The following is a 25,190-nucleotide window of genomic DNA, read 5'->3' as shown; positions in this document are numbered from 1 at the left end:
TTGACTACCCATCAGATACCTCTTTAAAAATACCGTCGAACTATTTCGTCTACAATTCGTTGAGCGGCCTGTCCATCCCAATACTCCGGAATGCGACCGGATTTTCCACCCGTTACCATTACATCCATAAAGCTGGTTAAAATTTTTTCAGGATCCGTACCTACCACCGTATTAGTGCCTTCATCTACCGTAACAGGCCGCTCGGTATTTTCCCGCAGGGTAATGCAAGGAACACCTAGGGCAGTAGATTCTTCCTGCAGCCCTCCGGAATCGGTGAGAACGACTTTTGCCCCCCGCAATAATCCAAGCATTTCTAAATACCCTACTGGCGGTAATAATAAAACCTTGGCATTTTCAAGTAAATTGTTCAACCCCGCTTGGACTATTTTTTGTTGAGTACGCGGATGGACAGGAAAAATAACCGGCAAATCTTCACTTATACGAATAACTGTATAAATAAGCCGTTGTAGTGTATCAATATCGTCGACGTTCGACGGCCTATGCAAAGTCAATAACGCGAACGTTCGCTCTTCAAGCCCGAACCGGAGTTGGTATTTCTCCGAAATTGCGGCTAACGATTCGGCTTTCTGACAATTTGCCAGCAAGCTGTCGATCATAACGTTGCCGGCGAAACATATACGCTCCTCCTGAATGCCTTCTTGTTTTAAATTATGAACGGCAGATCGTTCGGTAGTAAACAACAGGTCGGAAATTTGATCCGTTAATATTCTGTTAATTTCTTCAGGCATTGTTTTATCATAGCTGCGCAACCCCGCTTCTACATGAATCAATGGAATCTGCTTTTTAACCGCAACGAGTCCACAGGCAATCGTGGAATTTACATCACCCACCACGAGTACCGCAAAAGGCTTAATATCGTCCAGTACCGGCTCAAACCCAAGCATGACATTAGCCGTTTGAACCGCATGCGTACCGGAGCCGACACCTAAGTCTCGATCCGGCTCCGGTATACCTAATTGCTGAAAAAAAGTATCTTTCATACTCTGGTCGTAATGCTGACCCGTATGAACCAGATAGGGGGAAATAAGATGTTTAACCGAATTGAATTGCCGAAATATCGGCGCAATTTTCATGAAATTAGGCCTAGCTCCAACCACACATACCAAGGGTTTGGGCATAAACTCATCACCGTGAGTTATCGTCATATACCGAATCCATATCGAGCTGAATTAATATCGCCTTTCTCAGAAGAGCTTTTTCTTTATTCATACTATCATTCAACTTCTGTAATTGTTTTTCTAACCGAGATAGGCGTTCATCCAAACTGCCGGACTGAAGTTCTTGATATAAGTCTTTGGACTCTTCAGTGCCCCCCCCGGATAACTCCCCTGATTCCAGCAACATTTCTTCACTGACTTCACTGGTGACTTTATCAACAGCATGCCCATCTAAAACGCTTAACTCTTCCAAATAGCCGAATAACAGCAATCTATCGCATAAGGTGTTTATACGGCGGGGGATACCTTCTGAAAATGAATGAATATCGGAAAAAACACTTGCGTGAAACTCCGGCTTACCTTGCCAACCTGCAGTTTGAAGCCTGAAGAAAATATATTCCTTAGTTTCTTCGAGATCGAGCGGCTCTAAATGATAAGTAGAAACAATACGTTGTTTTAACTGCTCCATATCAGCTGCATAAATAGTACGCTTCAGCTCCGGTTGTCCGACAAGAAATACCTGAAACACCGGACTACCATTAACATCAATGTTGGTTAACATGCGTAGTTCTTCTAACGACTGTTTCGGTAAATTTTGCGCTTCATCAACGATCAAAAGTAAGCGTTTACCTTCTCGAGCTTTTTCTACGATAAATTTCTCAAAACTCGACAATAAACTAGCCTTATCGTTATACAGATACTGAAACCCGAATGTCGACGCTACAAGCCTAAGCGTATCTTCCGGTCCGACTTGCGAAGTAACCATTACTCCGATAAGTAACTTATCTTTATTTAGATTTTTCGTTAAACTTTTAACTAAAATTGTTTTGCCAGTACCAGGAGCTCCCGTCACAAGCACAAAACCTTCTCCCTGAGTAAGGCCGTATTGCATGTAGGCTAAGGCACGTTTATGAACTGTACTTTGAAAGAAAAAATCCGGATCTGCAGTAAGCTGGAATGGCTTTTGCGAAAGATTATAAAAACCGTCGTACATAACAAATCAAAAGCGAACAGCAAAATTTGCGGTCGCCCGGTTCTCAATATAATCATTAGTCAATGTTGAACTCGAGTTTTGATTAATGTGGCGAAACTCTATTTTAGTATTCATCAATAACGGCCTACCTAAATTAATTGGGAAAGAGCGATTCAAGCCGAAAGAGAGATCATATCGGTTGTTGCTAGTTAGCGTATTGTCCACAATTTGCCAGTTTGGCCTAAAATACAGGTTAATTCTAGGCAAAAACTGCCAACGCCAAAAACCGGAAACCCCGTATACATCGTCCTGCTGTCCTAACGATTCATACTGACGTCGCTCGTTATAAAGTGTAGCTGAATAAGAACTTTTACCGGACTGATATAACCAAGAAATATCGGCTCGTTTTCTAACGACCACATCATCTACCAAAACGGCAGAGTTGTTAAAAATAGTAAATACATCACCCGTAGTGTCATTATCAACGCTACCGGACTCCGAAAAGGATGACGAAATCTGATTAATTACTAATTGTTGGATAGATAGCGTATCTTGAAAATATTTCAACATCAAATTCGCATTTTGCATTCGATAATTTAGAAATATATCCCAAGAACTTCCCGTATTTAATCCAATCTCTCTATGCTGATAAGTGACGCTAGACGTCAAATTATCAGATGGGTTAAATCTTAAAGTAATATGTTTATTATTACCATAACCAGCCTCTACAGAATACCAAAGACTAGGACTCCATTGCCCTCCAATAGTATAAAACGCTCCATTACTTATATCTGACAAAGACTGAAACTGATTATTTTCATAACCGCCTAGAGCAAATAAATTAAACTTACGGCTTAAAAAATACCGCAAATTAGCATTATACTTTTCGAATAGAACATCATTCCCAGAAGCCCTATACTGATCATTTGAAGAATAATTTAAATTCCAACGCAAATGAGAAAACTTACTTCCACTAGAGAGGCCGAATTGTTTTGAAAAACTTTCGGTATCCGAAACAATATTCGGTATATTTAAAGTGTTGTTATTATCAAACGTAGTTTTACTGTACTCTATTTTGAATAATCCGGTTGCATATTGGCCAAAATGTGGAGTCAAGTAGGGAGCAATAGTAAAATTCTTGACATCACTTCTATTACCACCTCCGGAAATATTATCGGTGGAAATAAGAGAGCTATTCAAATTTTGCTGAGTAATTGCACTGGAAGTCTTAATGAAAAATGTATTTCTGACAGGCTGAAACAAGCTATCCATTTGCAACTGATGTTTAGTGCTAAAAGAGTCATTTCCTCCTGCATTATATAATTCTTGTAACCTATAATTAATATTTGAATTACTCCAAGGGGAAATACCATTAATCGATATACCCGGAGAAATATCAGTGACAAATCCGGCTTCCTTATTTACGTCGGTCAATTTCAAGTTATCGGAAAATATTTCAGACATAGACAGATACGGACGGATATACCAATCAACTGCCAATGCATTGTTGGATAAAGTAAAGGATAAGGGCGTAATACTTAGTATGGAGTAAAAAAACTTTGCAATTTCTTGCATACGAAAAAATTTATGGGTGTCCATATTTTCCATAACCATAGTTATAGCCATACAATCCTAAATCTCTTTTAGTTTTATTTAAAAGAGTCATTACAACATCACAATTCGCTAACTTCGCAATCGAATCGTTTACTACATTTTGCGGTGTTTCTTCGGCCGCAATTACCAACACCACCTGTCCAACCAATTCAGCTAAAATTTGTGCCTGAGTAGCTACCAATAGTGGTGGCGAATCAAAAATAACTATTCTATCGTTATAACGACGGCTCACTTCTTCAGCAAACAAGTACATTCTTTGACTAGATAATAATTCCGTAGAATATTTGTGCCTTTTACCGGCTGGAATCACGCTTAGATTAGGAAGGTCTGTCTTAAGAAAAATATCTGAAAAAGTTACTTTATCATTCTCTAAATATTCTATTAGTCCCAGTGATTGCTTTATTCCCAAATGTTTAGATATACTCGGTTTTTCCACGTCCGCATCGATTAGGAGTACACTTTTATCCAATTCATTTGCAATACTAAGCGCCAAATTAATGGATACAAAAGTTTTCCCTTCGCCCGGTAGACTACTACATACCAAAATCAAATTTGGCCTGGATATTCCATTTGCAGTCGATGCTTGAATGTTATTGACTAATGGTCTTTTAATTACTCTAAATTCTTCAGCTAATTGAGATTTGGTATCCACCCCGTTCAAAAATCCGTCCGCAGTCAACCCATCCCAGTTGACTTTAACAAAGTTATTCTCGAGATTAGCATTTTCAGTATGCTTGGTAATGTTGGAATTATTTGATAAATCTTCCGTAACCTTATTGATAGGCTCTCTATTTTGCAGCTCCAACTTGTTGGCTTTTTTTAAAGCGTCTTCAATTATACTCATAGTTACTTAAAAAATTCGTATATCATTATTCCAGCATATCCAACTGTTATGAATGTCATTGTTGACCATAATATCCAATCAATTTTTCTTGCCCTAGACTCAGCCTCATTCGTCAAAGATATACTGCCTAAAGTAGGCAAACCTGTAACCACTCTTACTTGGCGAGCAGACATAAACACTGGACGAATAAAATACATTAAGAAGGCTATACCAAAACCGGCTACAATCCCGCCGGCAAGTACAACCGAATAAAATAATTTGCGGTTAGGTGCTGACGGCTTAGTTGGTTTTGTTGGTGGATCAGCAATTTTGAATTTTAACCGAGAAGCTTGATCATCAACTTGTTCCGTTATATGTGCTCGCTCTCTGCGTTCCAAGAGTTCAGAATATTGAGAGTTAATTGTCTCGTAATCCCTATTGAGATTCTTCATTTCCGTTTCTATTGCGAGACGCTCATTCAACCCCTGTTGTAGACGCCCAATTCTATTTTTTATAGAATCGACAAGGGCTTGGCTTGATGCCACATCAGCCGATGCATTATCGTGCGAAATTTTCAGAGTTTGCACATATGGATTCGACATTTTCTGAGGACCAATTAAATCAAATTCGCCGTTTTCACTTTTACTCGATTGTAGCTTTTCTTGCTCCAGTGATTCAATTAATCTATCAATAGCCACAATATCCGGATGATTGTCGGTATACTTAATTAATAGATCTGTTTTTTTATTTTTTAGTTCCGCAATACGGGAATCTTCCACAGATGCGGATTCCGACAAATTGGTTACGCCCCAATCTTCATCAGACTCTTGAATTGTTTTTAACTGCTCGGCAATCACGTTTCTTCTGGCTTCGGCTTGCTGTAGATTTTGCAACGCTACATTCAATTGCTCTTTTAATTGATTTAACATTTGAAACTGATCGGCTTCACCAGACAAATAATCTATATTTGCACGTTTAAAGTCTTCTTTTGCTTTTTCGGCTTCTTGTAAGCGTATTTCATAATCACGAATTTGCTGCTCTATAAACCGTTGAGCATCACTAGCATCAGCCAACGCTTTACCCTGTGCCTGTTCCGAAAACACTGTCAATACAGCCTGAACGACACTTTGTGCAACTTCCGGATTGGTAGATGCATAACCGATATCGAATATATCTCTATCTCGAGCCGCCGAAATAGTTATGTCTTTTTTAAACTCTTCCAAATAATCATTAGATATTAAACCATTTATTGCTTCCGGTTTTAGCTCGGAAAGTTGGATAATTTTCTCCAAATTCGGTCTAGTGAACATTAACTGCTGAATAATACGTATCAACGAAGAAATATCCGGATCTATTACCATACCTCGCATCAAAGGACGAATAACAGTAGATGAATCTATATGCACCTTCGCCTTTGATTCAAACTTGTCAGGCATAAGAAATACAAATGCCCAACCCGCCACACAAACCAAAAGCGCAAGCACAATTGCGATCCTTTTATACTTTAAAGTACCTTTGACGTAAAAATAAACTTCAGTTAACTCTTGTTGCATCGCGAGTTGTAAAAAATAAAATCAAAAATAGGTATCAGGGATAATTAAGATATCACCGGGCATCATCAATACATTCGCTGTTAAATCCGCGTCGTCTATCAGATCATCTATCCGGACTCGATAGGCTCTTAATTCACCATCTACATTCCTAATTACCGTAGACCTATTACCGTCAGCATATTGGTTTAGCCCAATCTGGATAATAACGTCCAACAATGTCATACCTCGTTCGTAAGGTATTGCTTTACCTTGATATCTACCTATTCCACCGGATCTGGACCCACCTACACTTCCTCCTCCTGTAGATCCGCTGCCGCCAAGAGACCCACCACCCGTTGAACTATTGCCGGAACCACCTCCGCCAACACCGCCACCAATTCTGCCTATTACGCGTATTTGTTGATCCCTTACCCCTTTAAACTCCGAAACCATTACGACAACTTGCGGACTTTTCACATATGTCGCTAAAACCTTTTCGATGTCTCTCGCTAACTGATATGGAGTTTTACCACTCGCCAAAAGCTCTTCCACTAAGGGAACGGTAATTTTTCCATCAGGCCGAACGCTGGCTATAGTAGTCAGCTCCGGATTACCCCAGACAAAAATATTCAGGCCGTCTCCGGGCCCAATTTGATAGGTATAATCTGAAGATTGTTTTAAATCTTCTAATAACGGGGGCGAGCATCCAAAAGAAAAACAAACCAAAATTACTATAAAAAAAATATTCTTATACATCATAATGTTGCACCAAAACCCTATCCTTACTTAATCGTAACTAGTTTTTTAATTCGCTCAATAACTTTAACGCTTGATTTTTTATCGCAAAACCAGTCTTATACTTATCAGCCAAACTAATAGCTTGTTTAAGCTCAATTATCGCTGTTGCTTTATTTCCGGCATTCAATTGAGCAATCGCCAAATGATAGTGCATATCGGGAATTTTAGGAGCCCTCACGATCAATGACTCCAAAATCGTAAGACCCTCTTTATTCCTGCCATTTTTAATGAGAGACCAAGCATAAGTATCTTGGAAATACACATTATCGAAATCTTTTAGCTTCTCGCCTAACTGTAGACCCATGGCCAAATCGCTATCATTACTTGATTCCAGCAATAATGCTGCAAGATTATTTATCGCTAGTAAGGTATCAGGATTTTTATCTACTATATTTCGGTAAAGTTGTATTGCTTCGTTAATTTTACCGGTTTGCTCATAAAGACCGGCTAAAGCCATAGATAATTGTAAATCTCCGGGATTTTCCTCTAATCCTTTAATATACACTTGTTTTGCACTTTCTACGTCTTTTTGCAGCGCGGCTTCCACTTTAGCTAGTGCCAAATAGACCGAAGCTGATTTATCCGGAGTTTCTTTAAGCTGCAGCAATAAAAGCTGCTTGGCTTTATTTAAATTATTATTTGCCGCATACAGGTCAGCCAATACCCCAACCGTAGCTAAATTCGACCTATTTTTATTGTAATGCGATTCTAAAAATACAATAGCCTGATCTGTTTGCTTTAACGCTTCATAACACTTTACTAAGTTAACCATTGAGTTAACATGTCCAGGATAATCGGATAACAATTTCTGATACAACTCTATCGCAGCTTTATAATTACTTTTTCCTTGTAATATGTTAGCTTGCAAATATAATGGTATAGCCTTATTTTTAGAAAATAAACCTAGCTTTTGCACCGTATCTTGTGCATCGTCCCATTTTTTTTCTTGAATATCCAGTTCCGCTTTATTAGTTAAAAATACCGATTGATTCGGCTTCGACTTTAAAGCTTTATCTAAATACAAGCGTGCGTTTTCAAACTGATTCGCTTGCAAATATCCGTTATATACCGGAGCAAATGCTTGCATATTCGCCGGATTTAACTCCAAAGCTCGTTTGAAATTTTGATCAGCCTGTTTTCTATCTTTTTTAAATTGATAAGCCTGCCCCATCAAAGCAAATGCCGCATCGGAATCGTTTTTCGACCAGGTTAACTTATTTAATAACTCTATTGCTTTATCAGGCTCTTTTTTCAGCAGAAAAAATTTCGCTTTTAACAAATTTGCTTCTAAAAAATCCGGATCTGCCAAAAGAATATTTTCGATATTCTTTTCTGCCGAAACATAATCCTGTTTACTCAATTCCAAATCAGCAAGTATCGCCATAGCGCTTAAGGCGGCTTTACCATTATTTTTACCATCTATGACTATCTGTAAACCTTTTTTTGCTTGTTCCAAATTACCATTAGCCAACATCCATTTAGATAGTTCCAATATTGTTTGAGGATTTTCTTTAGAGCTATCCAATAACGAATAAAACTCGCTTTCCAGCCTGGATTTATTTTTCGCATTGATAAATTCTAATAATATCAGTTTCGGCTCCACTTTTTGCGGCTGATTTGCCAACATACTACGTAGCAAACCCTCTGCCATATCCACCTTATCTTGCATTGCATATATGGATGCCAAACTCAATTTAAAATTATCAACATCCGGATATAACTCTATTAACTTCTTATAATCATCAATAACACCTGATATATTATTATTTTTTGCATTTATTTTTATTTTAAAAATTCTTAATGGGATGTTTTTTTCTTCTATACTCAATGCGTTATCCACTAACGATAACGCTTGATCGACATTTCCTTCCTCATATTTGAGTGCAGATTTTAAAGATAGGGCATCTATGCTTTTTTGATTTCCCTGAAGTACTTTATCAATTAAAGTCAATGCCTCAACTTTTTTTCCGGTCTTAACGTACGCAGATGCCTTCAATAAATTCGCTTCTTCGTCTGCTGCGTTCTTTTCCAACAGATATTCCGCTTGCTTAAGTGCTTTATCAAACTCACCGAATAACAAATGCAGCTTGCTTAGTTTTTTTATAGCCTCTAAATTATCAGGCTCTAATTCGACAACCTTGATCAAATTCTCCTTCATAGACTTGAAATTTTTATTTTTCTCGTCCAATAATGCCATATAATAATATGTCTCGCCTCTCTTATCATTTGCCTGATTAGACGACTTTAGCTCAAGAATCGCCTGATCGTAGTTTCCTTTTGCAAGCAAATCCTTACCTTTTTCGAGATGGCGAGCAGCTTGCTCGTCAGCTGATTCGCATCCCATCATCGCACTTAAGATTAATGCTTGGAGCAGTTTTTTATTGTTATACCTATCAATCACGTTTAGCACCAAATTCCTAAACAATTATTCCGATTAAATTGCAATAAATTCATTAACCATGATTATTAAAATCAAGTATTCTCCAAACTAACTTTTATCCATTTATATAACTCTCGTAAATTTTCGTCCATATTTTCAAGCGCAGATTGAGTCGTGATAAAATACGGGGCCCGGATACCATGATAATCTACATCTCTTCCCACTCTATGGAAATCTATACCCGATCTATGCATCAGTCGCGGTAGGAATGGCTCCATCATCGCGAACACATTCGTTCTCCCGTCTAATTCCGTTAACGCTGTAGCCGCCAGGAAACACGCGACCGCAATCAGTGAAAACGTGCGCTGTTCTTGAGGAGAAAAATGTAATCCGTTTAGCTCGCCAAATCTGGTTAGCGACTCACCGGTTCTTCTTCTGAATGCGGTATCGACAGCCAATCGTGAAATTTCGCAAACTGTGTCACGTTTTAGATTCAATCTGGCTACTTGCTCATGATCGATACTGTTATTGCAATACTTTTCCAGGGGCAGCGGTGCCAATTCAGTCTCTCCCATCGCCGGCACTAACCGCACACAGCCGGCGGGTAAATTGGAATTTCTATGGATAATAAGGCAATGCTTTGAATACGGATCGTATTCGTCAACTTCCAGCCTATCAGGAAACAAGTCTAGCGCTTCGTATTTAAACTCTTCACAATACACTCTATATCTAATTCCATATACCTGATCTTTTTCGGCTTGGCTGCTGGCTAAAACTATTCGAAAATAGTGCTCGAAATTTTCAACCAATTTTTGATTGGCTTCTTCACTCATCAGGCAACTCTTCCAGTTTTAGATAATTCAAAGGTATTTATCGATATCATGCGCTTTGATACCCCATGCTAAAAGCCTTTCAATTCTTTCATTTGCCAATTCAAGCCGACTAGCCATAATTTCGAACAAAGCTTTCAAAAACAAATAGCCTTGGACGGGGTGATCGTCTAAATAGATACTCAACATGTCACTACGAATATCCAGAATACAAGCATCCGTCAATGCCGCAACGGAAGCGATCCTTTTGTGTGAACCGTATAGGCAGATGTCTCCAAAAATTGCTCCTTTGCCTAGATCGCAAAGCCCGGGAGTAACTCTAATGTTTCCATCAATTTCAGCACCGCCTAGCACGCGCACCTGACCACTCTCGATCATAAAAAAAGAGTTTCCAACCTCTCCTTTGTCTATAATTTTTTCACCCGCTTTATAGAGACGCCGCTTCCAAGCGGAGCCCTCCGAAAATTGCGGGGTATTCAATATTTCGTCTAGGATTTCCTTCATAGCCGAACATCACCTAATAAATTAGACAAACCTTACCACGGAAAACTTACAGCTATACTATTTACATATTAAAGTTTTGTAGGAACTGTCGACAACTCAAATTCTGTTAATGGATCACTTACTTTTTACAAGCTACATAATTAGCTCTATTGCTTACTTTTTTCTATTCCTACTTGCCAGCTTTAGAAGAAATCGCCTTCTCGCAATCGCCCTTGCCGCATTGATTTCGCTTTGCTGGAGCATCGACGTGGCGTTGACGGCAAAAAGCAATCCCTCCTTTCTCGCAGACACCCTGGTTTTCGAAACGTTGCGGAGTGTCGCGTGGCTTTACGTATTGACCTTGCTACTGGTTAGACATAAGCAAAACCGCACGGCACTCGTGTTGTTCTCCAAACCTAGTCTAATTTTCGGCCTATACACAGCTTCCGTGATTAGTATAGAGACTTTTCCCAGACTCTTGGGTTTTGTCATTGGTTTGACCGACACCGATCCCCGCTTCGTAGCTCACGTCGTTTTCGCAGTGCTAGGTCTTATTCTAAGCGAACAACTCTATCGAAATACACCGCTAAATCAGCGCTGGCATGTAAAATTTCTGTGCTTATGCATGGGAGCAATGTTTGCTGTCGATTTGGTCATCTACAGCAAATCGTTACTGTATAAGCGCCTGGATATCTCCCTGTGGCAATCGCGCGGCTTAATACACGCATTATTAGTACCGTTTTTAGCGGTTTCGCTATCACGCCTGGAATCATTACAGATCGACGCAAGCCAACACACTCCTAGAAAGACTGTTTTTTACACCACAATCTTGTTCGGATGCGGCATTTATCTGTTGTTGATGTCCATCACCGGCTATTACCTCAGAGAATTTAACGAAGAATGGGGAGAAACCGCCCAATCTATCTTCGTTTTTTTGGCACTAATGCTGTTGGTGATCACCTTTTCGTCGGGCAAAGTACGGGCATTAGCCAAGGTCTATTTTGGCAAGCATTTTTTTCACTACAGCTACGATTATCGTGAAGAATGGCTTAAGATCAGTAAAGCGCTTGCTAGACACACCTCTGTCGACGAGTTGAAACATTTTATCGTGTCCACCCTAATGGATTTGGTGGAAAGCAGCGGCGGCGGCTTATGGCTACGCGACGAACAAGGCAATTTTTTTTTAGCGGCGCAGCAGAACCTGCATTTAACGCCACAAGAAGTCGAATATTTAAAGCACGGCCACGATTTACCGGACTACCTGGCCAAAAAACAATGGGTCATTGACTTCATCGAATTAGCGCACGCACCGGAAGTATATGACGACATCGATCTCTCGCCTTGGTGCTACGAAGACAGTCAAGTTTGGTTAATCGTACCCTTGTTTTACCTTAATCACCTGGAAGCGTTTGTGATATTGACCCAGCCACGAGTAGCCCGCAAATTAAATTGGGAAGATCACGATTTGTTGAGAACCGTAGGCATGCAACTGGCTAACGCTGTCGCCTTGCACCGCGCCAGCGAATCCTTGGCCAGTAGCCGCCAATTCGAGGCTTACCATCGCTTATCCGCCTTTCTGGTGCACGATCTAAAAAACGTGACTGCGCAGATTGCGTTGATCGTAAAAAACGCCGGCAAACATAAGCACAATCCCGAGTTCTTCGATGATACCCTGGAAACGCTGACGCACGTCGTTTCGAAAATGCAGCACATCGTCGACCAACTGCGGCAAGGCAAGTCAGGCCCCACAAAAGCATCCGTGATTAATTTAACCGACGTCATCCAAAATATTCAGCGCCATCACAAAGGCAGTCCGCCTTTGCAGGTCGAAATATTGACCAATCACTGCGCTATCAAAACCGATCCCACCAAATTAACCAGCATTTTGACCAATTTGATTCAAAACGCTCAGGACGCCACCAGCCAGACCGAAAATGGATATGTCAAACTCCTGTTAACTCGGCAGCATGAATATGCTGTAATAAAGATCATCGACAATGGAATTGGCATGGACGCTACTTTTATCGCCGAGCGTCTGTTTAAACCTTTCGATACCACAAAAGGCAACGCCGGCATGGGGATAGGCGTATACGAAGCCCGCGATTATGTACAACGCAGCATGCAGGGCAAATTCGAAGTCGAAAGCCAACCTCGACAAGGGACGACCATTACTTTGCTTTTACCACTGGCACATTCGGGAACCTAATGAGTCAATCCAATCTACTACTTGTCGTCGAAGACGATCCGGGTTTACAAAAACAATTGAAATGGAGCTTGGACCAATACGAAATCATCATCGCCAACAATCGCACGGAAGCAATCGCTGCGCTCAGGCGCCATACCCCGTTGGTTGTAACCCTGGATTTAGGCTTGCCGCCCGATCCAACCAACGCTAGCGAAGGTCTGGCCACGTTAAAGGAAATATTGTCGCTAGCGCCCGAAACTAAAATAATCGTGGTAACCGGCAATGACGACCGAACCCATGCGATAGAAGCCATCGCACTGGGCGCATACGATTTTTATCAAAAACCGGTGGAGCCGGACGAATTGAATCTGATTATCAGCCGCGCTTTTCACTTGGCCGAATTGGAAAAGGACTATAAAAACCTGCAGCAGCAACAGTTCTCGTCCTCCGGTGTCATCGCCACCAGCCCGCAGATGCTCAGCGTCATGCGTATGATAGAACGGGTTGCCCCGACACAAGCAACCGTGTTGTTGCACGGTGAAAGCGGCACCGGCAAGGAAGTATTGGCCAAAGCGATACACAACTACAGTAATCGAGCTGGCCAACCCTTCGTCGCGGTCAATTGCGCGGCGATCCCGGAATCCTTACTGGAAAGCGAATTATTCGGATACGAAAAAGGTGCGTTTACCGGCGCCGTGGCTCAAACGAAAGGTAAAATCGAATATGCGCAAGGAGGGACTTTTTTTCTGGACGAAATCGGCGATTTACCCTTTTCGCTGCAAGCTAAATTATTACGGTTTATCCAGGAACGGGTACTGGAACGCTTAGGAGGCCGCAAAGAGATTCCCGTCGACGTCCGCATCATCTGCGCCACCCATAGAAACCTGCAGGAATTGATCGATCAGCAAGCCTTTAGGAGCGATTTGTATTACCGGGTCAGCGAAATTACCGTAGAAATTCCTCCGCTACGTCAGCGCGAAGGCGATATATTGGCCATCGGTAACGCCTTGCTGCAACGCTATTGCAAACAATACAACTGCAAAGAAAAACGCTTTTCTCACGAAGCAGCCAAAGCTCTGGAAAGCTATGGTTGGCCCGGCAACATACGGGAAATGGAAAACAAACTGAAGCGCGCCGTGATCATGTCCGATTCCAACGTGGTATCGCTGGAAGACTTGGAAATCCAAGCGCAAACCGACAATTCCATGCCGCTGAATCTTAAGACGGTTCGGGAAACTGCCGAAGCGATAGCTATCAAACGGGCTTTGCACTACAGCGACAATAATATCGCCGAAGCCTCCCGCTTGTTGGGCATCACCCGGCCAACTTTGTACAGTCTTTTGGGTAAACACGGTATTCAGGACGCGGTTAAACCGCAAGACGGGGAATAAGTACTGCGCGCCGTCAATCTCCGCCGCCGCCTTTTTTGACCATCATGCCCTTGGACGGGTTATATCCCACGATAGCCGCACTGATGAATAGCAAAAACGCGGCTGCCGTGTAAAGCAAAGCCTCCTGGTTGTATTGCTCATATAAGGCGAAACGGATTAGCTCCACGGCTTGCGAAAACGGGTTGTACTGCGCCAATTGATACAGCAACTCGCTGGATTCCTTGATTTTCCATAGCGGATACAATGCGGTGGACATAAAGAACATCGGAAAAATGACGAAGTTCATGACCCCGGCAAAGTTTTCCAGTTGCTTAATAAACGACGACAACAACAAACCCAGCGCACCCAACATCATGCCGGACAACATCAACGCCGGCACAATCCACAAATAGCCCATGAGGGGTGCCTGTATTTCGTACAGCCACGCTATCCCCAAAAACGCATACACTTGCAACACCGATACTGCAGTACCGGCAATCAGTTTGCTGAGCAGCAAAAACCAGCGCGGCAACGGACACACCATCAACATGCGCATACTGCCCATCTCGCGGTCGTAAACCATCGATAAAGAGCTTTGCATGCCGTTAAATAGCTGGATCATGCCGATTAGCCCCGGCGTGATATAGACTTCGTACAAAATATACGTTTCGTATGGCGGGGTAATGGCTATCCCCAAAGCGGCACGAAAACCGGCCGCAAATACGAATAACCAAACCAATGGCCGTACCAAAGCGGAAACGAAACGCTCCCGTTGATGCAAAAACCGCAATAATTCCCGGCCGATAATGCCAAGCATCGCCCGCCAATAATGCATCAGCCTCATGCTGCCGCTCCTTGGGTCAGTTTTCGAAACGCCTCGCCGACGTTACTACATCCGGCCGTTTCCAAGACCGATTTCAGGGGGCCGCCGGCTTTGATCCGGCCTCGATGCAATACGATCAAACTGTCCTCCTCCGCGATCTCGTCTATCAGATGAGTGGCCCACAATACGGCCAAACGCTGCCGTTTGACCAACTGATGCACATGCTCGACGATAGCCTGGCGACTGGGCACATCCAGGCCCACTGTCGGTTCGTCCAAAAGTAATACGCTGGGTTGATGCAGTAAAGCCCGGGCAATTTCGACCCGGCGTTTATGCCCACCGTTTAACTGACGCACTTTTTCCTTACGCCTTTCGAACATCTGCAACCGCTCCAATTCTTCCTGTATCCGCTTGTCGGCCACTCTCCGGCCGATGCCGTGCAATGCGGCGTGATAGCGCAAATTTTGCATCACCGACAAATCAGGATCCAAGGTGGTCTGTTGAAACACCACTCCCAATTGGGCCAAGGCCAAGCGGCTTTGCTTTTTGACATCGAAACCGCATATCGCGATACGGCCTTCCCGACTGTCGTACAAGCGGGTAATCAGGGAAAACAAGGTGCTTTTACCGGCGCCGTTCGGCCCCAATAGAATGGCGCATTCGCCCGCTTGCACGGAAAAATAGACCTCATCCAGGGCTTTTTTTGCGCCGTAGGCAAAACTCAAGCCCTCTACTTTCAATGCGAATTCGGTCATGGCTTTACCGCAACGCCCCAAGGATAACGGCCCACGGCTATCGATTTGGTCACCTTGTGTTCTTCCAGATCGATGATGGAAATATCGTTGCTAACTCCGTTAGTGGTGTAAAGGCGCTTTTCGTCGGGCGAAAATGCCAGATTCCATACCCGCTGGCCTACCAGCAAATATTTTTCCACCTTCAAGGTTTGTGCATTGACCACCGCTACCCGGTTGGCCGGCCCCAACGCGATATACGCGTAACGGCGTTGTTTATCTACTACGACACCGACCGGCTGGATCAAATCGGAACTCACCCCTTGCACGTCCAATAGCAACGTCCGCAGATTTTGCTTGTCGGCGACGTCTATGACGGTGACGGTACCGGCCATTTCCGAAGTCGCCCACAGCTGCTGACTATCGGCGGTAAAAGTCACAGCGCGCGGGCGCGGATCGACCAAGCTATTTTCGACGATATTGCCGCTTTTGGTGTCTATCCAGTGCAGCATATTGGTAGTTTCGGAAGCGCTCACAGCCCATTGGTTGTCCGGGCTGACCGTTATCCCTTCCGGTTCCACCCCAACCTTGATTTGCCGAACGGCTTTTTTCGTCGCCAAATCGATCACGGTAACCGCACTGTCATCTTCGTTGGATACGTACATGGTTTTGCCGTCAGCACTCAAGGCAAAAGTTTCCGGGTCTTCGCCGGAAGGCAAACGGCCGGTCTCTTTCAACGTATCGGCATCTATGATCTTGATGGTATCGTCGTCGCTAGTCGCCACAAACAACGACTTGCCGTCCTGGCCAAGCGCTATTCCGCGCGGACGTTGCCCGACATCCACAGTCTTCAGCAATTTGCCCTCGGCGGGATCGACAATGGCAATAGCATTATCTTTTTCCAAGGTAACAAACACGGTTTCGGCATGAGCGATACCGGCGCAACACAGCGCCAGCGGCCAAACGATACAGCTTAATTTCAACATAGGTCTTCCTAGTGGCAGTTGGTTTCGGGTTGATCGTAACCCAGGGTATCCAGTTCGGTAACGGGGTGTAAAAAACCTTCGATAGGCGCTACGCTGACCAAAGAACGCGGCGCAGCCAATAGAATTGGTTGACGCAACTGTCCGTCCCAACGCCGGAAAGACAGTGGCTTGCCTTTATAGCCTTGTAAAGCGAAAGCATCCGACAGCATATAATCTTTGACCGCCGGCATCTGATTGGATTTGCTGCGCACACTGGCTTCACCTATGGCCCGCACTGCTAAATAAGCCGCGTAATCCTGTTCTTCCATGCGCCGTCCCGCCGCTTCGAGAAATCGATTTTGCAATTGCACTGCCCCCCACTGCTCGTGGGTGCGGTGCCAGGCAGTCGCGACCAAGCCTTGAGTGCCTATCACCGGCCGCGGCAACCAGGTACGGTAATCCAAATATTCGCCGAACAAGCCTTGCTCATCGGCGACGACTAACACATCATATTCTTCGCCCTGGGTAAACACCGGCACGTCCGACTGGGCGGAACGGCGCGCGTCGTAATCGTGACTCCAAACTTTCTCGGCTACCAATTTCATGCCGAATCGTTTAGCGGCCCGCTTGATGGCTTCCGCATATAAATTGTCTTCCGGCGCCGGGCCTACGACCAGAAACCATTTCTGCCAGCGCTTTTTCAGCATGTACTGGGCCAAGGCGTCGGCGCGCATGGCCCGGCTGGGCAATAAATGCAATACGTTGTGACGACATTCGCCGCCGCGTAAAGCATCATCGCTGGTACTTGCGTCGAACAACAAGCGCTCGCGGGCTTTGGGAGCGTCCGCCAACGCGTTGATATGCCGGGCATCCAGGTTGAGCACCACGAAGGCCACGTCGTCGGCCAGACTATCGAAACTCTTGATCACGTCACCGCCCACCGGCACGATCAGCTTCTGCAACTCATAGTGCTGACCGGTAAACTGGCCGGTGGTATTGTTATCCGCTATCGCCAATTCCGCGCCGTGCAGCCCTTTGTTTTGAATGAACGGGTCCAAATTGGACAAGGCCGGCGGCGCGTCCTTTTCTTCGGAAAGATACGCAATTTTAATCGTTTGCTTGGCAGCTGCCGCAATCCGCTCCGGCATCAAAAAACCGGCAATCAACATTGCAAAAACCACTGATTTAACCATCTCTATCCAAATCCATCGTTCAATTAGACCACGCGCGCCAAATTCGGCCGCCCCCTAAGTTTAGGGTAAAACACCCCACGCCCCGATAGGCAATCTTCCCTTTCTGCACATAGGCAAGCGCCGCCCGCGTGCAATACAATATGCTACTACAGTCCCACAATTCGTAGCGGACTGTCGTTTTATAGCCAATGACTTCAATCACTCATGAGTAAAGACATCCGCATCACCCGCCTCAGCGGCAAAGCCTTACTTCAATACATTCCGGAACTGGCCCGGCTGCGTATCGAAGTGTTCCGAGACTTTCCTTATCTGTACGACGGTGATTACGAATACGAAAAAAAATATCTCAAAACCTATATCGACTGCCCGGAGAGCGTGATCGTGTTAGCCTTCGACGGAGACGCCATCGTCGGTGCCTCCACCGCGATTCCGCTGAAACACGAAACCGAAGAAGTCAAAAAGCCGTTCGTCGAACACGGCTACCATCCGGACGAGGTGTTTTATTGCGGCGAATCGGTATTGAATAAAGCCTATCGAGGGCTAGGCATAGGGGTGAAATTTTTCGAACAACGCGAAGCGCACGCCGAAGATTTAGGCGGCTTCAAGCACATAACCTTCTGCTGCGTGGAACGACCGGCCGACCATCCGCGCCGCCCGGCGGATTATGTACCGCTGGACGCATTCTGGAACAAACGCGGTTACTTCAAACATCCGGAACTGAAAACCACTTATTCCTGGAAAGATCTCGACGACAGCGCCGAAACTCCCAAACCCATGACATTCTGGCTGAAGGAAGACCATGCCTAAACTCGCTACCGCTCAATACGACATCAGCTTTTTAGAGACCTGGGACAATTTCGAAGCCAAAACCCGCCGTTGGGTCGAGGACGCCGCCGCCAATAAAGCCGATATTTTGCTATTCCCGGAATACGCCTGCATGGAACTGGCGTCCTTGTTCCCCAAACCTGTCTACTCTTCCTTGTCCGGCCAACTGGATGCGCTGCAAACCCTGCTGCCGGCTTTCCTGCAGCTGTTCCAAGATCTGGCGGAACAGCACCGGGTGTACATTCAAGCCGGCACCTATCCTGTCAAACACCCCACCGGCGAATTCCGTAACCACGCTTACTTTTTTACTCCGCAGGGCGACGTGGATTATCAGGAAAAGCTGACCATGACCCGGTTCGAAAACGAACAATGGCATATCTCACGCGGTCTGGACATCAAACTGTTCGACACCGTGTTCGGCAAGGTCGCGATCAACATATGTTACGACAGCGAATTTCCGCATTACGCCCGCCGGCAAGCCGAACGCGGTGCCACGTTGATCCTGGTCCCCAGTTGCACCGACACCGAAGCCGGCTACTACCGGGTTAGGATCGGTTGCCAAGCCCGGGCGCTGGAAAACCAATGTTACGTGGCGCAAGCCTCGCTGGTCGGCAATGCCGATTGGTCGGAAGCGGTAGACGTCAATTGCGGTGCCGCCGCCGTCTATACCCCGGTCGACCGCGGCTTCCCTAACAACGGCATCCTGGCGATAGGGAGTTACAACCAAGTGCAATGGGTATACGCCGACTTGGATCTATCCGCCGTCGCCACGGTGCGCGAACAAGGCCAGGTATTCAATTACCGGGACTGGCCCAAACAATTCGATTGTCAATAATCCAAGTTTTTTTCAACTCAAATACAACCGCTTGTGCTGGCAAGCGGTACCTACCCAGCATGAGCGAATCACGCATTATCGACCCCGAACGCATCCGCAGCTTCATCCGCCGGCAAGGCCGCGCCACCACCGGCCAACGCATCGCTTTGGAACAGCATTGGACTAAATACTGTCTTGCCACTACAAGCGCATTCGAGCCAAACCGAAGCTTCGGCCGGCAAGCGCCATTAATTGTCGAAATCGGCTTCGGCAACGGCGACAGTCTGGCCGATATGGCCGCCGCCAACCCGCATTTGAATTATTTGGGCATAGAAGTACACCGGCCCGGCGTCGGTCACCTGATGATGTTGTTGGCAGAACGCGGTATCGGCAACGTTCGCATTTACCACCACGACGCAATCGAAATTTTGGAGACAAAGATCGCCGACGCCAGCCTGGCCGGCGTACATTTGTTTTTTCCCGACCCCTGGCACAAACGTCGCCACCACAAACGCCGCATCGTCCGCCCGAGTTTTATACATTTACTCAACCAAAAGCTGCTCCCGGGCGGCTATTTTCATGCGGCGACCGACTGGCAGGATTACGCCAAAGACATGCTGAGCCAGCTTAGCGCCGATACCGGCTTGAAAAACGCCAGCCCCGGCGGCGACTATTGCCCGCGCCCGGATTACCGGCCCTTGACCAAATTCGAAAACCGCGGCTTGAAGTTGGGGCACGGCGTGTGGGATTTGATTTTTATCAAAAAGTAAGCGGCCTTGAGCGTCTTAAAAAAATTAGCATCGCAAACCGCGATATACGGGCTGAGCAGCATCGTCGGCCGCTTTCTCAATTATCTGCTGGTCCCGCTTTACACCTATACCTTTAGCGCGAGCGAATACGGCGTGGTATCGGAGCTTTACGCCTATGCCGGCTTTTTCGCCGTATTACTGGTATTCGGCCTGGAAACCGGTTATTTCCGCTTTCGGCAAAAACCGGAATTCGCCGGCGAGGCTGTATACGCCAATGCCTTGAGTTTAATCGTCGTCGCCAACTTACTGTTCGTACTCGGCGTATATTGCTACCTTCCAAGCATTGCCCAAACTTTAGGCTACTCCGATCACCCGGAATATTTGCTGTGGTTTAGCGTGATCTTGGCGGTAGACGCGGTTACCGCGCTACCGTTCGCCCGTTTGCGGGCCGAGAACCGGGCCTGGCGCTTCGCGGGAATACGCTTGGCGGAAATTGCCGTTACCATAGGCTTGAACCTGTTTTTTCTGCTGCTTTGTCCTAAGTTGATAACGCTGTGGCCGGACAACGGGTTTTCGGCTTACTACAACCCGAAGTTGGGCGTCGGCTATATCTTTCTGGCCAATCTGGCCGCCAGTACCTTTAAGTTTTTGTTATTGCTCCCCCAGTTTCGCCGAGTGCCCGTGAATGTACAGGCCGGGATCGCATTACCGCTCACCCGATACTCCTTACCCATGGTGGCGATAGGTTTGGCCGGCATGGTCAACGAAATGCTGGACCGCGCCATTTTGAAACTGTTGTTGCCTTATGACCTGAACACCAATTTGAAAATGCTCGGCATTTACGGCGCCTGCTACAAATTGTCGATCTTGATGAGTTTATTCGTGCAGGCTTTTCGCTATGCCGGCGAACCGTTTTTTTTCGCTTACGCCGGCCGGGAAGACGCACAACGCAGCTATGCCTTGGTATTGCGCTATTTCGTCATCGCCGGCCTGTTGATCTTTTTAGCGGTGACGCTGTTCCTCGACTTTTTCAAGTATTTCATCGGTCCCGAATTTCGGAGCGGATTAGCGGTAGTGCCCATATTGCTGTTGGCAAATTTGTTATTGGGCGTGTACGTCAATCTCTCCGTTTGGTACAAACTCAGCGACCGCACCGGCCTGGGTGCCTGGGTCGCCATGGCCGGCGCCGCGCTGACCGCGTTGCTCAACTGGTATTGGATTCCGCTGTGGGGCTATGTCGGCTCGGCTTGGGCGACCTTGGCCTGCTATGCCTTTATGGTGTGCCTGTCTTGGCTGCTGGGCCGGCTGTATTACCCGATACCTTACCCGCTAGCCGCAATCGGCGCCTACAGCGGTTTAGGCATAGGCCTTTATTTTGCCCACCTGCAGCTGATCGACCATACGGCTATCGCCCCTTGGTTAAGCGGTGCAATGGGTCTAACGGCTTATGTAGGGCTGGCTTATCTGTTCGAGATTAAAGCGTTACGGAAAAAACCGCTGTCGCATCCGCCCGCCCAATAGAAAAAGGCCACTGGCAACTAGAGATCCACCGATTGCATCAGCATGCTCAATTCCGGTTCCTCCAGCTCGTAAAACGAGTGCGCCCTAATCCGTTCCGGCAAGGTAATGTCGCCATAGCGCACCCGAATCAAGCGGCTGACTTTGACGCCTTGCGATTCCCACAAGCGCCGCACCAAACGGTTACGCCCTTGTTTGACCGTCACGTAAAACCATTTGTTGGCCCCTTCTCCGGCATAAAACCGCACCTCGTCGAAACGGCCCGGGCCATCGTCCAATTCCACGCCGGATTTCAACCGCTCCATCATGGCCTGGTCGACTTCGCCTAAAATGCGCACGGCGTATTCGCGTTCCACTTGCCGGGCCGGGTGCATCAACCGGTTAGCCAATTCGCCGTTATTGGTGACTAAAATCAAACCGGAGGTATTGATATCCAAACGTCCCACCGCAATCCAGCGCCCCACCGGCAAGCGCGGCAATTGGGTAAAAATCACCGGCCGGCCCTCCGGGTCCCGCCGGGTAACCAATTCCCCCAACGGTTTGTGGTACACCAACACCCGGGTCGGCTGCTCGGCGTATTTTTCCCATTTGACGATGCGGCCATTGATCTGCAATCTATCTCCGGCCTGCAACCGGTAGCCCGGTTTAATCTGAACGCCGTTCACTAGCAACTTGCCTTCTTCTATCCAGCGTTCGATTTCCCGCCGCGAGCCGATCCCGGCCCGCGACAGCAATTTTTGAATGCGTTCGCCGCCGGCTATCGTGTTAGTGGAGTGTCCGACGTTCGGCGCCGATTTGGGCTTGCGATTCGGGTTCGGCTTCCGGTTGGTCGGAGGATAAGACGGAGACTTGGGCGAATTCGGTTTGCGGTCTTTCACTGGCTTCCTGAGTGGCTGCTGAGTCGCCGAAATCCAAACTGCCGACTTCTTCCAAAGGCGGCAGTTCGCTTAGCGACGTCAAATTAAAATAGTCCAAAAACTGTTTAGTCGTACCGTATAAGGCCGGCCGGCCCGGTACTTCCTTATGGGCGATCACGCGTATCCATTCCCGTTCCAGCAAGGTTTGCACAATGGAGCTGCTGACACTGACTCCGCGAATGTCTTCAATTTCGCCGCGGGTGACGGGTTGCCGATAAGCAATGATGGATAAGGTTTCCAACAAGGCTCGGGAATATCGGGCCGGCTTTTCTTCGAACAAGCGCGTCACCCAGGGCGCCAAACCTTCGCGGATCTGGAAGCGATAACCGCTAGCCAGCTGTTTCAAGCCTATCGGCCGGGTTTGATAATCCTGCGCTATCGTTTCCAGAGCGGTCTGTATTTCCAAGGTATCCGGCCGTTCCAGCTCCGGAAACGCGTCCTGAATTTGCCGAATAGTCAAGGGTTTGTTGGCGGCAAACAATATCGCCTCCACGATGCGCTTGGTGTTCACGTCGCACTTCCGCGCTGACACGGAGACAAAACCCGGCACGCCTCGATTTCCGCTAACATCCATTTCAACCGCGCTAGTTCGAATCGCCGCCTCAACACGTGCAGGAGGCGCGCGATGCAAGCTCTTTTGCCATTGGCGAGGCAATCTGACCACCCTGTTGCGCCGCTTGGACTCCGGTTTTGCGGCAATAACCGCGCTGTTGCGGATTGCCGGTGCGCATGCACGCGGTATGCGCACCGTCTGTCGCCGAACCCGCGCGGTAGTGACCAGCCGCGCCGGCGGCTGGCGATGCAGCGCTTTAGGCCACTGACGCGGAAATCTGACAACCGGGTGGCGCTGTTTGAGCGTCGGCTTTGCTGTCCTGGATCTGGCGCGAGGTTTTCGCGTTGCAGGCTTGGTTTCGACAGGCTCATACAATTCCGAACGCTGTTCAAACTCGACTTCAGTCGCCGCTGCTGCTATCGACCCGGAGTCTGACGAAAATTCCGGCGTAGGGTTCAGGCTGGACGATGTCGACGACTCGCTCCTTGGAGAGTTCGAGGACGGCAAGAAACGCGACAACCACCCCGCCTTTTCCTTCACTTCGGGTAAAACACGCTGCGAAAGGGAGCTGATCTTGCCGGTTAAGTTTTTCCAAAATGGTTGCCATTCGTTCACGGACTGATAAGGGCTCTTTACTGATATGGTGATGACTGAGTCGCTCCGCGCGCTTTAATACCTGTTGAAACGCCAACAACAACTCTTCGAGCGGCACGTCCGGCAACGCTTGCTGCACGCTGACGGTAGACACGTCGACCGTGGCCGGAAAAGTATCGCGTTCGTCCCTGGGCAATTCATCCAGCGCCTCGGCGACCTTCTTGATCGCTTCGTACTCTTGTAGCTTACGTATCAAAAACGCCCGCGGATCGTCTTCCTCTTCCTCGCATTCCGGTTGCCGGGGCAACAACATCCGGGATTTGATTTCGGCCAACAACGCCGCCATGACCAAATATTCCGCGGCCAGCTCCAAGCGCAGCTTATCCATCATTTCGATGTAGCCTATGTATTGCCGGGTGATTGGCGCAATCGGAATATCCAAAATATCCAGATTCTGCCGCCTGATTAAATACAGCAACAAATCCAAAGGGCCTTCGAACGTTTCCAGAAATATCCGTAGCGCATCCGGCGGGATGTACAAATCCTCCGGCAAATCGTCGAACGGTTGGCCTTGCACCAGCGCCAGCGGCGACAACACTTCGGCTTGGGCTTGAAGTTCGGAATCGCTCATCGGGTTAACGGTGAACCCGGCCTAAACCGGCCCGGCACCAGACTAGCCAAGACGCTCATAGTCCCGCCAAATCAAAAAAAAGCTGATGCGCATAATACATCGGATAAGCCAGAATCAGGCCCAAGCCGTTAGTCGCCAACAACACCAGCAAAATTATAAATCCGAAGCGCTCCAATCGATTGTAACGCCACGCCCAGTAATCCGGCAGCAAGCCGGACACAACCCGGCTGCCGTCCAAAGGCGGAATAGGCAATAAATTAATCAAGGCCAGGGCCAGATTGATGGAAATGCCGGCAACTCCGCTGTAAATCAACGGCATGGAGACGAATTCGACCTGCAACATCACGCCTATCCGCGCCAGCAGCGCCCAGGCGGCGGCCATCAACAAATTGGAAACCGGCCCGGCCAAGGCCACCAACATCATCGCTTTGCGCGGCTGTTTAAAATTACGGGCGTCTACCGGCACCGGCTTGGCCCATCCGAAAATAAATCCAGTAAAGGTAAGCAATAATATAGCCGGCAAAATTAACGTACCGACCGGATCGATGTGACGCATCGGGTTCAAGGTTAACCGGCCCTGCTGATAGGCGGTTTTATCGCCAAATTGTTTAGCCATCCAGCCGTGGGCGACCTCATGTACGGTAATCGCGAATATCACCGGCAAAATCCAAACCACAATCCGCTGCACCAGCGTCAATTCGTCCATCATGT

Annotated in this window: 23 protein-coding genes; 6 read left to right on the top strand and 17 right to left on the bottom strand. The window is 46.9% G+C overall.

Annotated features, from left to right (window positions below; all coding sequences use genetic code 11):
* Nucleotides 1-23 precede the first annotated feature (23 nt).
* The 9 genes from wecB to AB0A83_RS08235 form a co-directional block, all read right to left on the bottom strand.
* Nucleotides 24-1,166, bottom strand: a complete 1,143-nt coding sequence (gene wecB, locus AB0A83_RS08275; protein ID WP_367155986.1) for a non-hydrolyzing UDP-N-acetylglucosamine 2-epimerase — start codon at nt 1,164-1,166, stop codon at nt 24-26.
* Nucleotides 1,147-2,172 (bottom strand): XrtA/PEP-CTERM system-associated ATPase, encoded by a 1,026-nt coding sequence (locus AB0A83_RS08270; protein WP_367155985.1) that lies wholly within the window; start codon nt 2,170-2,172, stop codon nt 1,147-1,149. Before AB0A83_RS08270 ends, wecB begins: the two co-directional genes overlap by 20 nt.
* Before the next feature lie 6 nt (nt 2,173-2,178).
* Nucleotides 2,179-3,765 carry a TIGR03016 family PEP-CTERM system-associated outer membrane protein gene (locus tag AB0A83_RS08265; RefSeq protein ID WP_367155984.1) on the bottom strand — a complete coding sequence of 529 codons (1,587 nt, stop codon included), beginning with the start codon at nt 3,763-3,765 and terminating at the stop codon, nt 2,179-2,181.
* A complete protein-coding gene (locus tag AB0A83_RS08260) occupies nt 3,737-4,609 on the bottom strand; it encodes an XrtA-associated tyrosine autokinase (protein ID WP_150047816.1) in 873 nt (290 codons plus the stop codon). The genes AB0A83_RS08265 and AB0A83_RS08260 overlap by 29 nt, the downstream gene beginning before the upstream one ends.
* Before the next feature lie 2 nt (nt 4,610-4,611).
* Nucleotides 4,612-6,141, bottom strand: coding sequence for an XrtA system polysaccharide chain length determinant (locus tag AB0A83_RS08255; RefSeq protein ID WP_150047815.1), 1,530 nt, complete (start codon nt 6,139-6,141; stop codon nt 4,612-4,614).
* 21 nt (nt 6,142-6,162) lie between these two features.
* The gene (locus AB0A83_RS08250; RefSeq protein ID WP_367155983.1) at nt 6,163-6,879 is read right to left on the bottom strand and encodes a polysaccharide biosynthesis/export family protein; all 717 of its coding nucleotides are present in this window, start codon (nt 6,877-6,879) and stop codon (nt 6,163-6,165) included.
* Between the two features lie 37 nt (nt 6,880-6,916).
* Nucleotides 6,917-9,319, bottom strand: a complete 2,403-nt coding sequence (locus tag AB0A83_RS08245) for a tetratricopeptide repeat protein (RefSeq protein WP_232056818.1) — start codon at nt 9,317-9,319, stop codon at nt 6,917-6,919.
* A gap of 71 nt (nt 9,320-9,390) precedes the next feature.
* Nucleotides 9,391-10,131: a PEP-CTERM/exosortase system-associated acyltransferase gene (locus AB0A83_RS08240; protein ID WP_150047813.1), complete on the bottom strand. Its 741-nt coding sequence runs from the start codon at nt 10,129-10,131 to the stop codon at nt 9,391-9,393.
* Between the two features lie 27 nt (nt 10,132-10,158).
* Nucleotides 10,159-10,632 (bottom strand): Crp/Fnr family transcriptional regulator, encoded by a 474-nt coding sequence (locus AB0A83_RS08235; RefSeq protein ID WP_150047812.1) that lies wholly within the window; start codon nt 10,630-10,632, stop codon nt 10,159-10,161.
* 109 nt (nt 10,633-10,741) lie between these two features.
* On the opposite strand from AB0A83_RS08235, the gene prsK reads away from it, so the two are divergent.
* Both prsK and prsR read left to right on the top strand, forming a co-directional pair.
* Entirely contained in the window at nt 10,742-12,817 is a 2,076-nt protein-coding gene (gene prsK / locus AB0A83_RS08230) for an XrtA/PEP-CTERM system histidine kinase PrsK (RefSeq protein ID WP_367155982.1), read from the top strand.
* Nucleotides 12,817-14,187, top strand: a complete 1,371-nt coding sequence (gene prsR / locus AB0A83_RS08225) for a PEP-CTERM-box response regulator transcription factor (protein ID WP_150047810.1) — start codon at nt 12,817-12,819, stop codon at nt 14,185-14,187. The genes prsK and prsR overlap by 1 nt, the downstream gene beginning before the upstream one ends.
* A gap of 13 nt (nt 14,188-14,200) precedes the next feature.
* Here prsR and AB0A83_RS08220 read toward each other — a convergent pair whose 3' ends face one another.
* From AB0A83_RS08220 to AB0A83_RS08205, 4 genes are read right to left on the bottom strand one after another with little or no spacing between them, the layout of a single operon-like run.
* A complete protein-coding gene (locus tag AB0A83_RS08220; RefSeq protein WP_150047809.1) occupies nt 14,201-15,010 on the bottom strand; it encodes an ABC transporter permease in 810 nt (269 codons plus the stop codon).
* A complete protein-coding gene (locus tag AB0A83_RS08215) occupies nt 15,007-15,744 on the bottom strand; it encodes an ABC transporter ATP-binding protein (RefSeq protein WP_150047808.1) in 738 nt (245 codons plus the stop codon). The genes AB0A83_RS08220 and AB0A83_RS08215 overlap by 4 nt, the downstream gene beginning before the upstream one ends.
* Nucleotides 15,741-16,706, bottom strand: a complete 966-nt coding sequence (locus tag AB0A83_RS08210; protein ID WP_150047807.1) for a PQQ-dependent catabolism-associated beta-propeller protein — start codon at nt 16,704-16,706, stop codon at nt 15,741-15,743. Before AB0A83_RS08210 ends, AB0A83_RS08215 begins: the two co-directional genes overlap by 4 nt.
* Nucleotides 16,707-16,714: 8 nt before the next feature.
* Entirely contained in the window at nt 16,715-17,878 is a 1,164-nt protein-coding gene (locus AB0A83_RS08205) for an ABC transporter substrate-binding protein (RefSeq protein ID WP_150047806.1), read from the bottom strand.
* A gap of 204 nt (nt 17,879-18,082) precedes the next feature.
* Here AB0A83_RS08205 and AB0A83_RS08200 point away from each other — a divergent pair, with 204 nt between their 5' ends.
* The 4 genes from AB0A83_RS08200 to AB0A83_RS08185 are packed head-to-tail and all read left to right on the top strand — an operon-like array spanning nt 18,083 to nt 21,787.
* A complete protein-coding gene (locus AB0A83_RS08200) occupies nt 18,083-18,685 on the top strand; it encodes a GNAT family N-acetyltransferase (RefSeq protein ID WP_367155981.1) in 603 nt (200 codons plus the stop codon).
* Nucleotides 18,678-19,538: a carbon-nitrogen hydrolase family protein gene (locus AB0A83_RS08195; protein ID WP_150047804.1), complete on the top strand. Its 861-nt coding sequence runs from the start codon at nt 18,678-18,680 to the stop codon at nt 19,536-19,538. The genes AB0A83_RS08200 and AB0A83_RS08195 overlap by 8 nt, the downstream gene beginning before the upstream one ends.
* A gap of 59 nt (nt 19,539-19,597) precedes the next feature.
* A complete protein-coding gene (trmB, locus tag AB0A83_RS08190; protein ID WP_150047803.1) occupies nt 19,598-20,287 on the top strand; it encodes a tRNA (guanosine(46)-N7)-methyltransferase TrmB in 690 nt (229 codons plus the stop codon).
* A 6-nt stretch (nt 20,288-20,293) separates the two neighbouring features.
* Entirely contained in the window at nt 20,294-21,787 is a 1,494-nt protein-coding gene (locus AB0A83_RS08185) for an oligosaccharide flippase family protein (protein ID WP_150047802.1), read from the top strand.
* Nucleotides 21,788-21,804: 17 nt separating this feature from the next.
* On the opposite strand, the gene rluB is transcribed toward AB0A83_RS08185, so the two are convergent.
* The 4 genes from rluB to AB0A83_RS08165 all read right to left on the bottom strand — a co-directional run bounded on the left by rluB (nt 21,805) and on the right by AB0A83_RS08165 (nt 25,188).
* Nucleotides 21,805-22,545 carry a 23S rRNA pseudouridine(2605) synthase RluB gene (rluB, locus tag AB0A83_RS08180; RefSeq protein WP_150051858.1) on the bottom strand — a complete coding sequence of 247 codons (741 nt, stop codon included), beginning with the start codon at nt 22,543-22,545 and terminating at the stop codon, nt 21,805-21,807.
* A gap of 4 nt (nt 22,546-22,549) precedes the next feature.
* Nucleotides 22,550-23,212, bottom strand: a complete 663-nt coding sequence (scpB, locus tag AB0A83_RS08175; RefSeq protein WP_197737422.1) for an SMC-Scp complex subunit ScpB — start codon at nt 23,210-23,212, stop codon at nt 22,550-22,552.
* Nucleotides 23,213-23,654: 442 nt separating this feature from the next.
* Nucleotides 23,655-24,479, bottom strand: a complete 825-nt coding sequence (locus AB0A83_RS08170) for a ScpA family protein (RefSeq protein ID WP_150047800.1) — start codon at nt 24,477-24,479, stop codon at nt 23,655-23,657.
* Between the two features lie 55 nt (nt 24,480-24,534).
* The gene (locus tag AB0A83_RS08165; protein ID WP_367155980.1) at nt 24,535-25,188 is read right to left on the bottom strand and encodes a site-2 protease family protein; all 654 of its coding nucleotides are present in this window, start codon (nt 25,186-25,188) and stop codon (nt 24,535-24,537) included.
* Nucleotides 25,189-25,190: the final 2 nt, after the last annotated feature.

It is taken from the genome of Methylomonas sp. HYX-M1 (assembly GCF_040741385.1).
GTDB lineage: Bacteria > Pseudomonadota > Gammaproteobacteria > Methylococcales > Methylomonadaceae > Methylomonas > Methylomonas rhizoryzae.
Note: the sequence above shows the minus strand (reverse complement) of the source record. Positions and strands in the feature narration are given on the sequence as shown.

Excerpts from the sequence above, each read along its gene's own strand:
- wecB (WP_367155986.1), bottom strand. The coding sequence starts at position 1,166 with ATGACGATAACTCACGGTGATGAGTTTATGCCCAAACCCTTGGTATGT.
- AB0A83_RS08270 (WP_367155985.1), bottom strand. The coding sequence starts at position 2,172 with ATGTACGACGGTTTTTATAATCTTTCGCAAAAGCCATTCCAGCTTACT.
- AB0A83_RS08265 (WP_367155984.1), bottom strand. The coding sequence starts at position 3,765 with ATGGTTATGGAAAATATGGACACCCATAAATTTTTTCGTATGCAAGAA.
- AB0A83_RS08260 (WP_150047816.1), bottom strand. The coding sequence starts at position 4,609 with ATGAGTATAATTGAAGACGCTTTAAAAAAAGCCAACAAGTTGGAGCTG.
- AB0A83_RS08255 (WP_150047815.1), bottom strand. The coding sequence starts at position 6,141 with ATGCAACAAGAGTTAACTGAAGTTTATTTTTACGTCAAAGGTACTTTA.
- AB0A83_RS08250 (WP_367155983.1), bottom strand. The coding sequence starts at position 6,879 with ATGATGTATAAGAATATTTTTTTTATAGTAATTTTGGTTTGTTTTTCT.
- AB0A83_RS08240 (WP_150047813.1), bottom strand. The coding sequence starts at position 10,131 with ATGAGTGAAGAAGCCAATCAAAAATTGGTTGAAAATTTCGAGCACTAT.
- AB0A83_RS08235 (WP_150047812.1), bottom strand. The coding sequence starts at position 10,632 with ATGAAGGAAATCCTAGACGAAATATTGAATACCCCGCAATTTTCGGAG.
- prsK (WP_367155982.1), top strand. The coding sequence starts at position 10,742 with ATGGATCACTTACTTTTTACAAGCTACATAATTAGCTCTATTGCTTAC.
- prsR (WP_150047810.1), top strand. The coding sequence starts at position 12,817 with ATGAGTCAATCCAATCTACTACTTGTCGTCGAAGACGATCCGGGTTTA.
- AB0A83_RS08220 (WP_150047809.1), bottom strand. The coding sequence starts at position 15,010 with ATGAGGCTGATGCATTATTGGCGGGCGATGCTTGGCATTATCGGCCGG.
- AB0A83_RS08215 (WP_150047808.1), bottom strand. The coding sequence starts at position 15,744 with ATGACCGAATTCGCATTGAAAGTAGAGGGCTTGAGTTTTGCCTACGGC.
- AB0A83_RS08210 (WP_150047807.1), bottom strand. The coding sequence starts at position 16,706 with ATGTTGAAATTAAGCTGTATCGTTTGGCCGCTGGCGCTGTGTTGCGCC.
- AB0A83_RS08205 (WP_150047806.1), bottom strand. The coding sequence starts at position 17,878 with ATGGTTAAATCAGTGGTTTTTGCAATGTTGATTGCCGGTTTTTTGATG.
- AB0A83_RS08200 (WP_367155981.1), top strand. The coding sequence starts at position 18,083 with ATGAGTAAAGACATCCGCATCACCCGCCTCAGCGGCAAAGCCTTACTT.
- AB0A83_RS08195 (WP_150047804.1), top strand. The coding sequence starts at position 18,678 with ATGCCTAAACTCGCTACCGCTCAATACGACATCAGCTTTTTAGAGACC.
- trmB (WP_150047803.1), top strand. The coding sequence starts at position 19,598 with ATGAGCGAATCACGCATTATCGACCCCGAACGCATCCGCAGCTTCATC.
- AB0A83_RS08170 (WP_150047800.1), bottom strand. The coding sequence starts at position 24,479 with ATGAGCGATTCCGAACTTCAAGCCCAAGCCGAAGTGTTGTCGCCGCTG.
- AB0A83_RS08165 (WP_367155980.1), bottom strand. The coding sequence starts at position 25,188 with ATGATGGACGAATTGACGCTGGTGCAGCGGATTGTGGTTTGGATTTTG.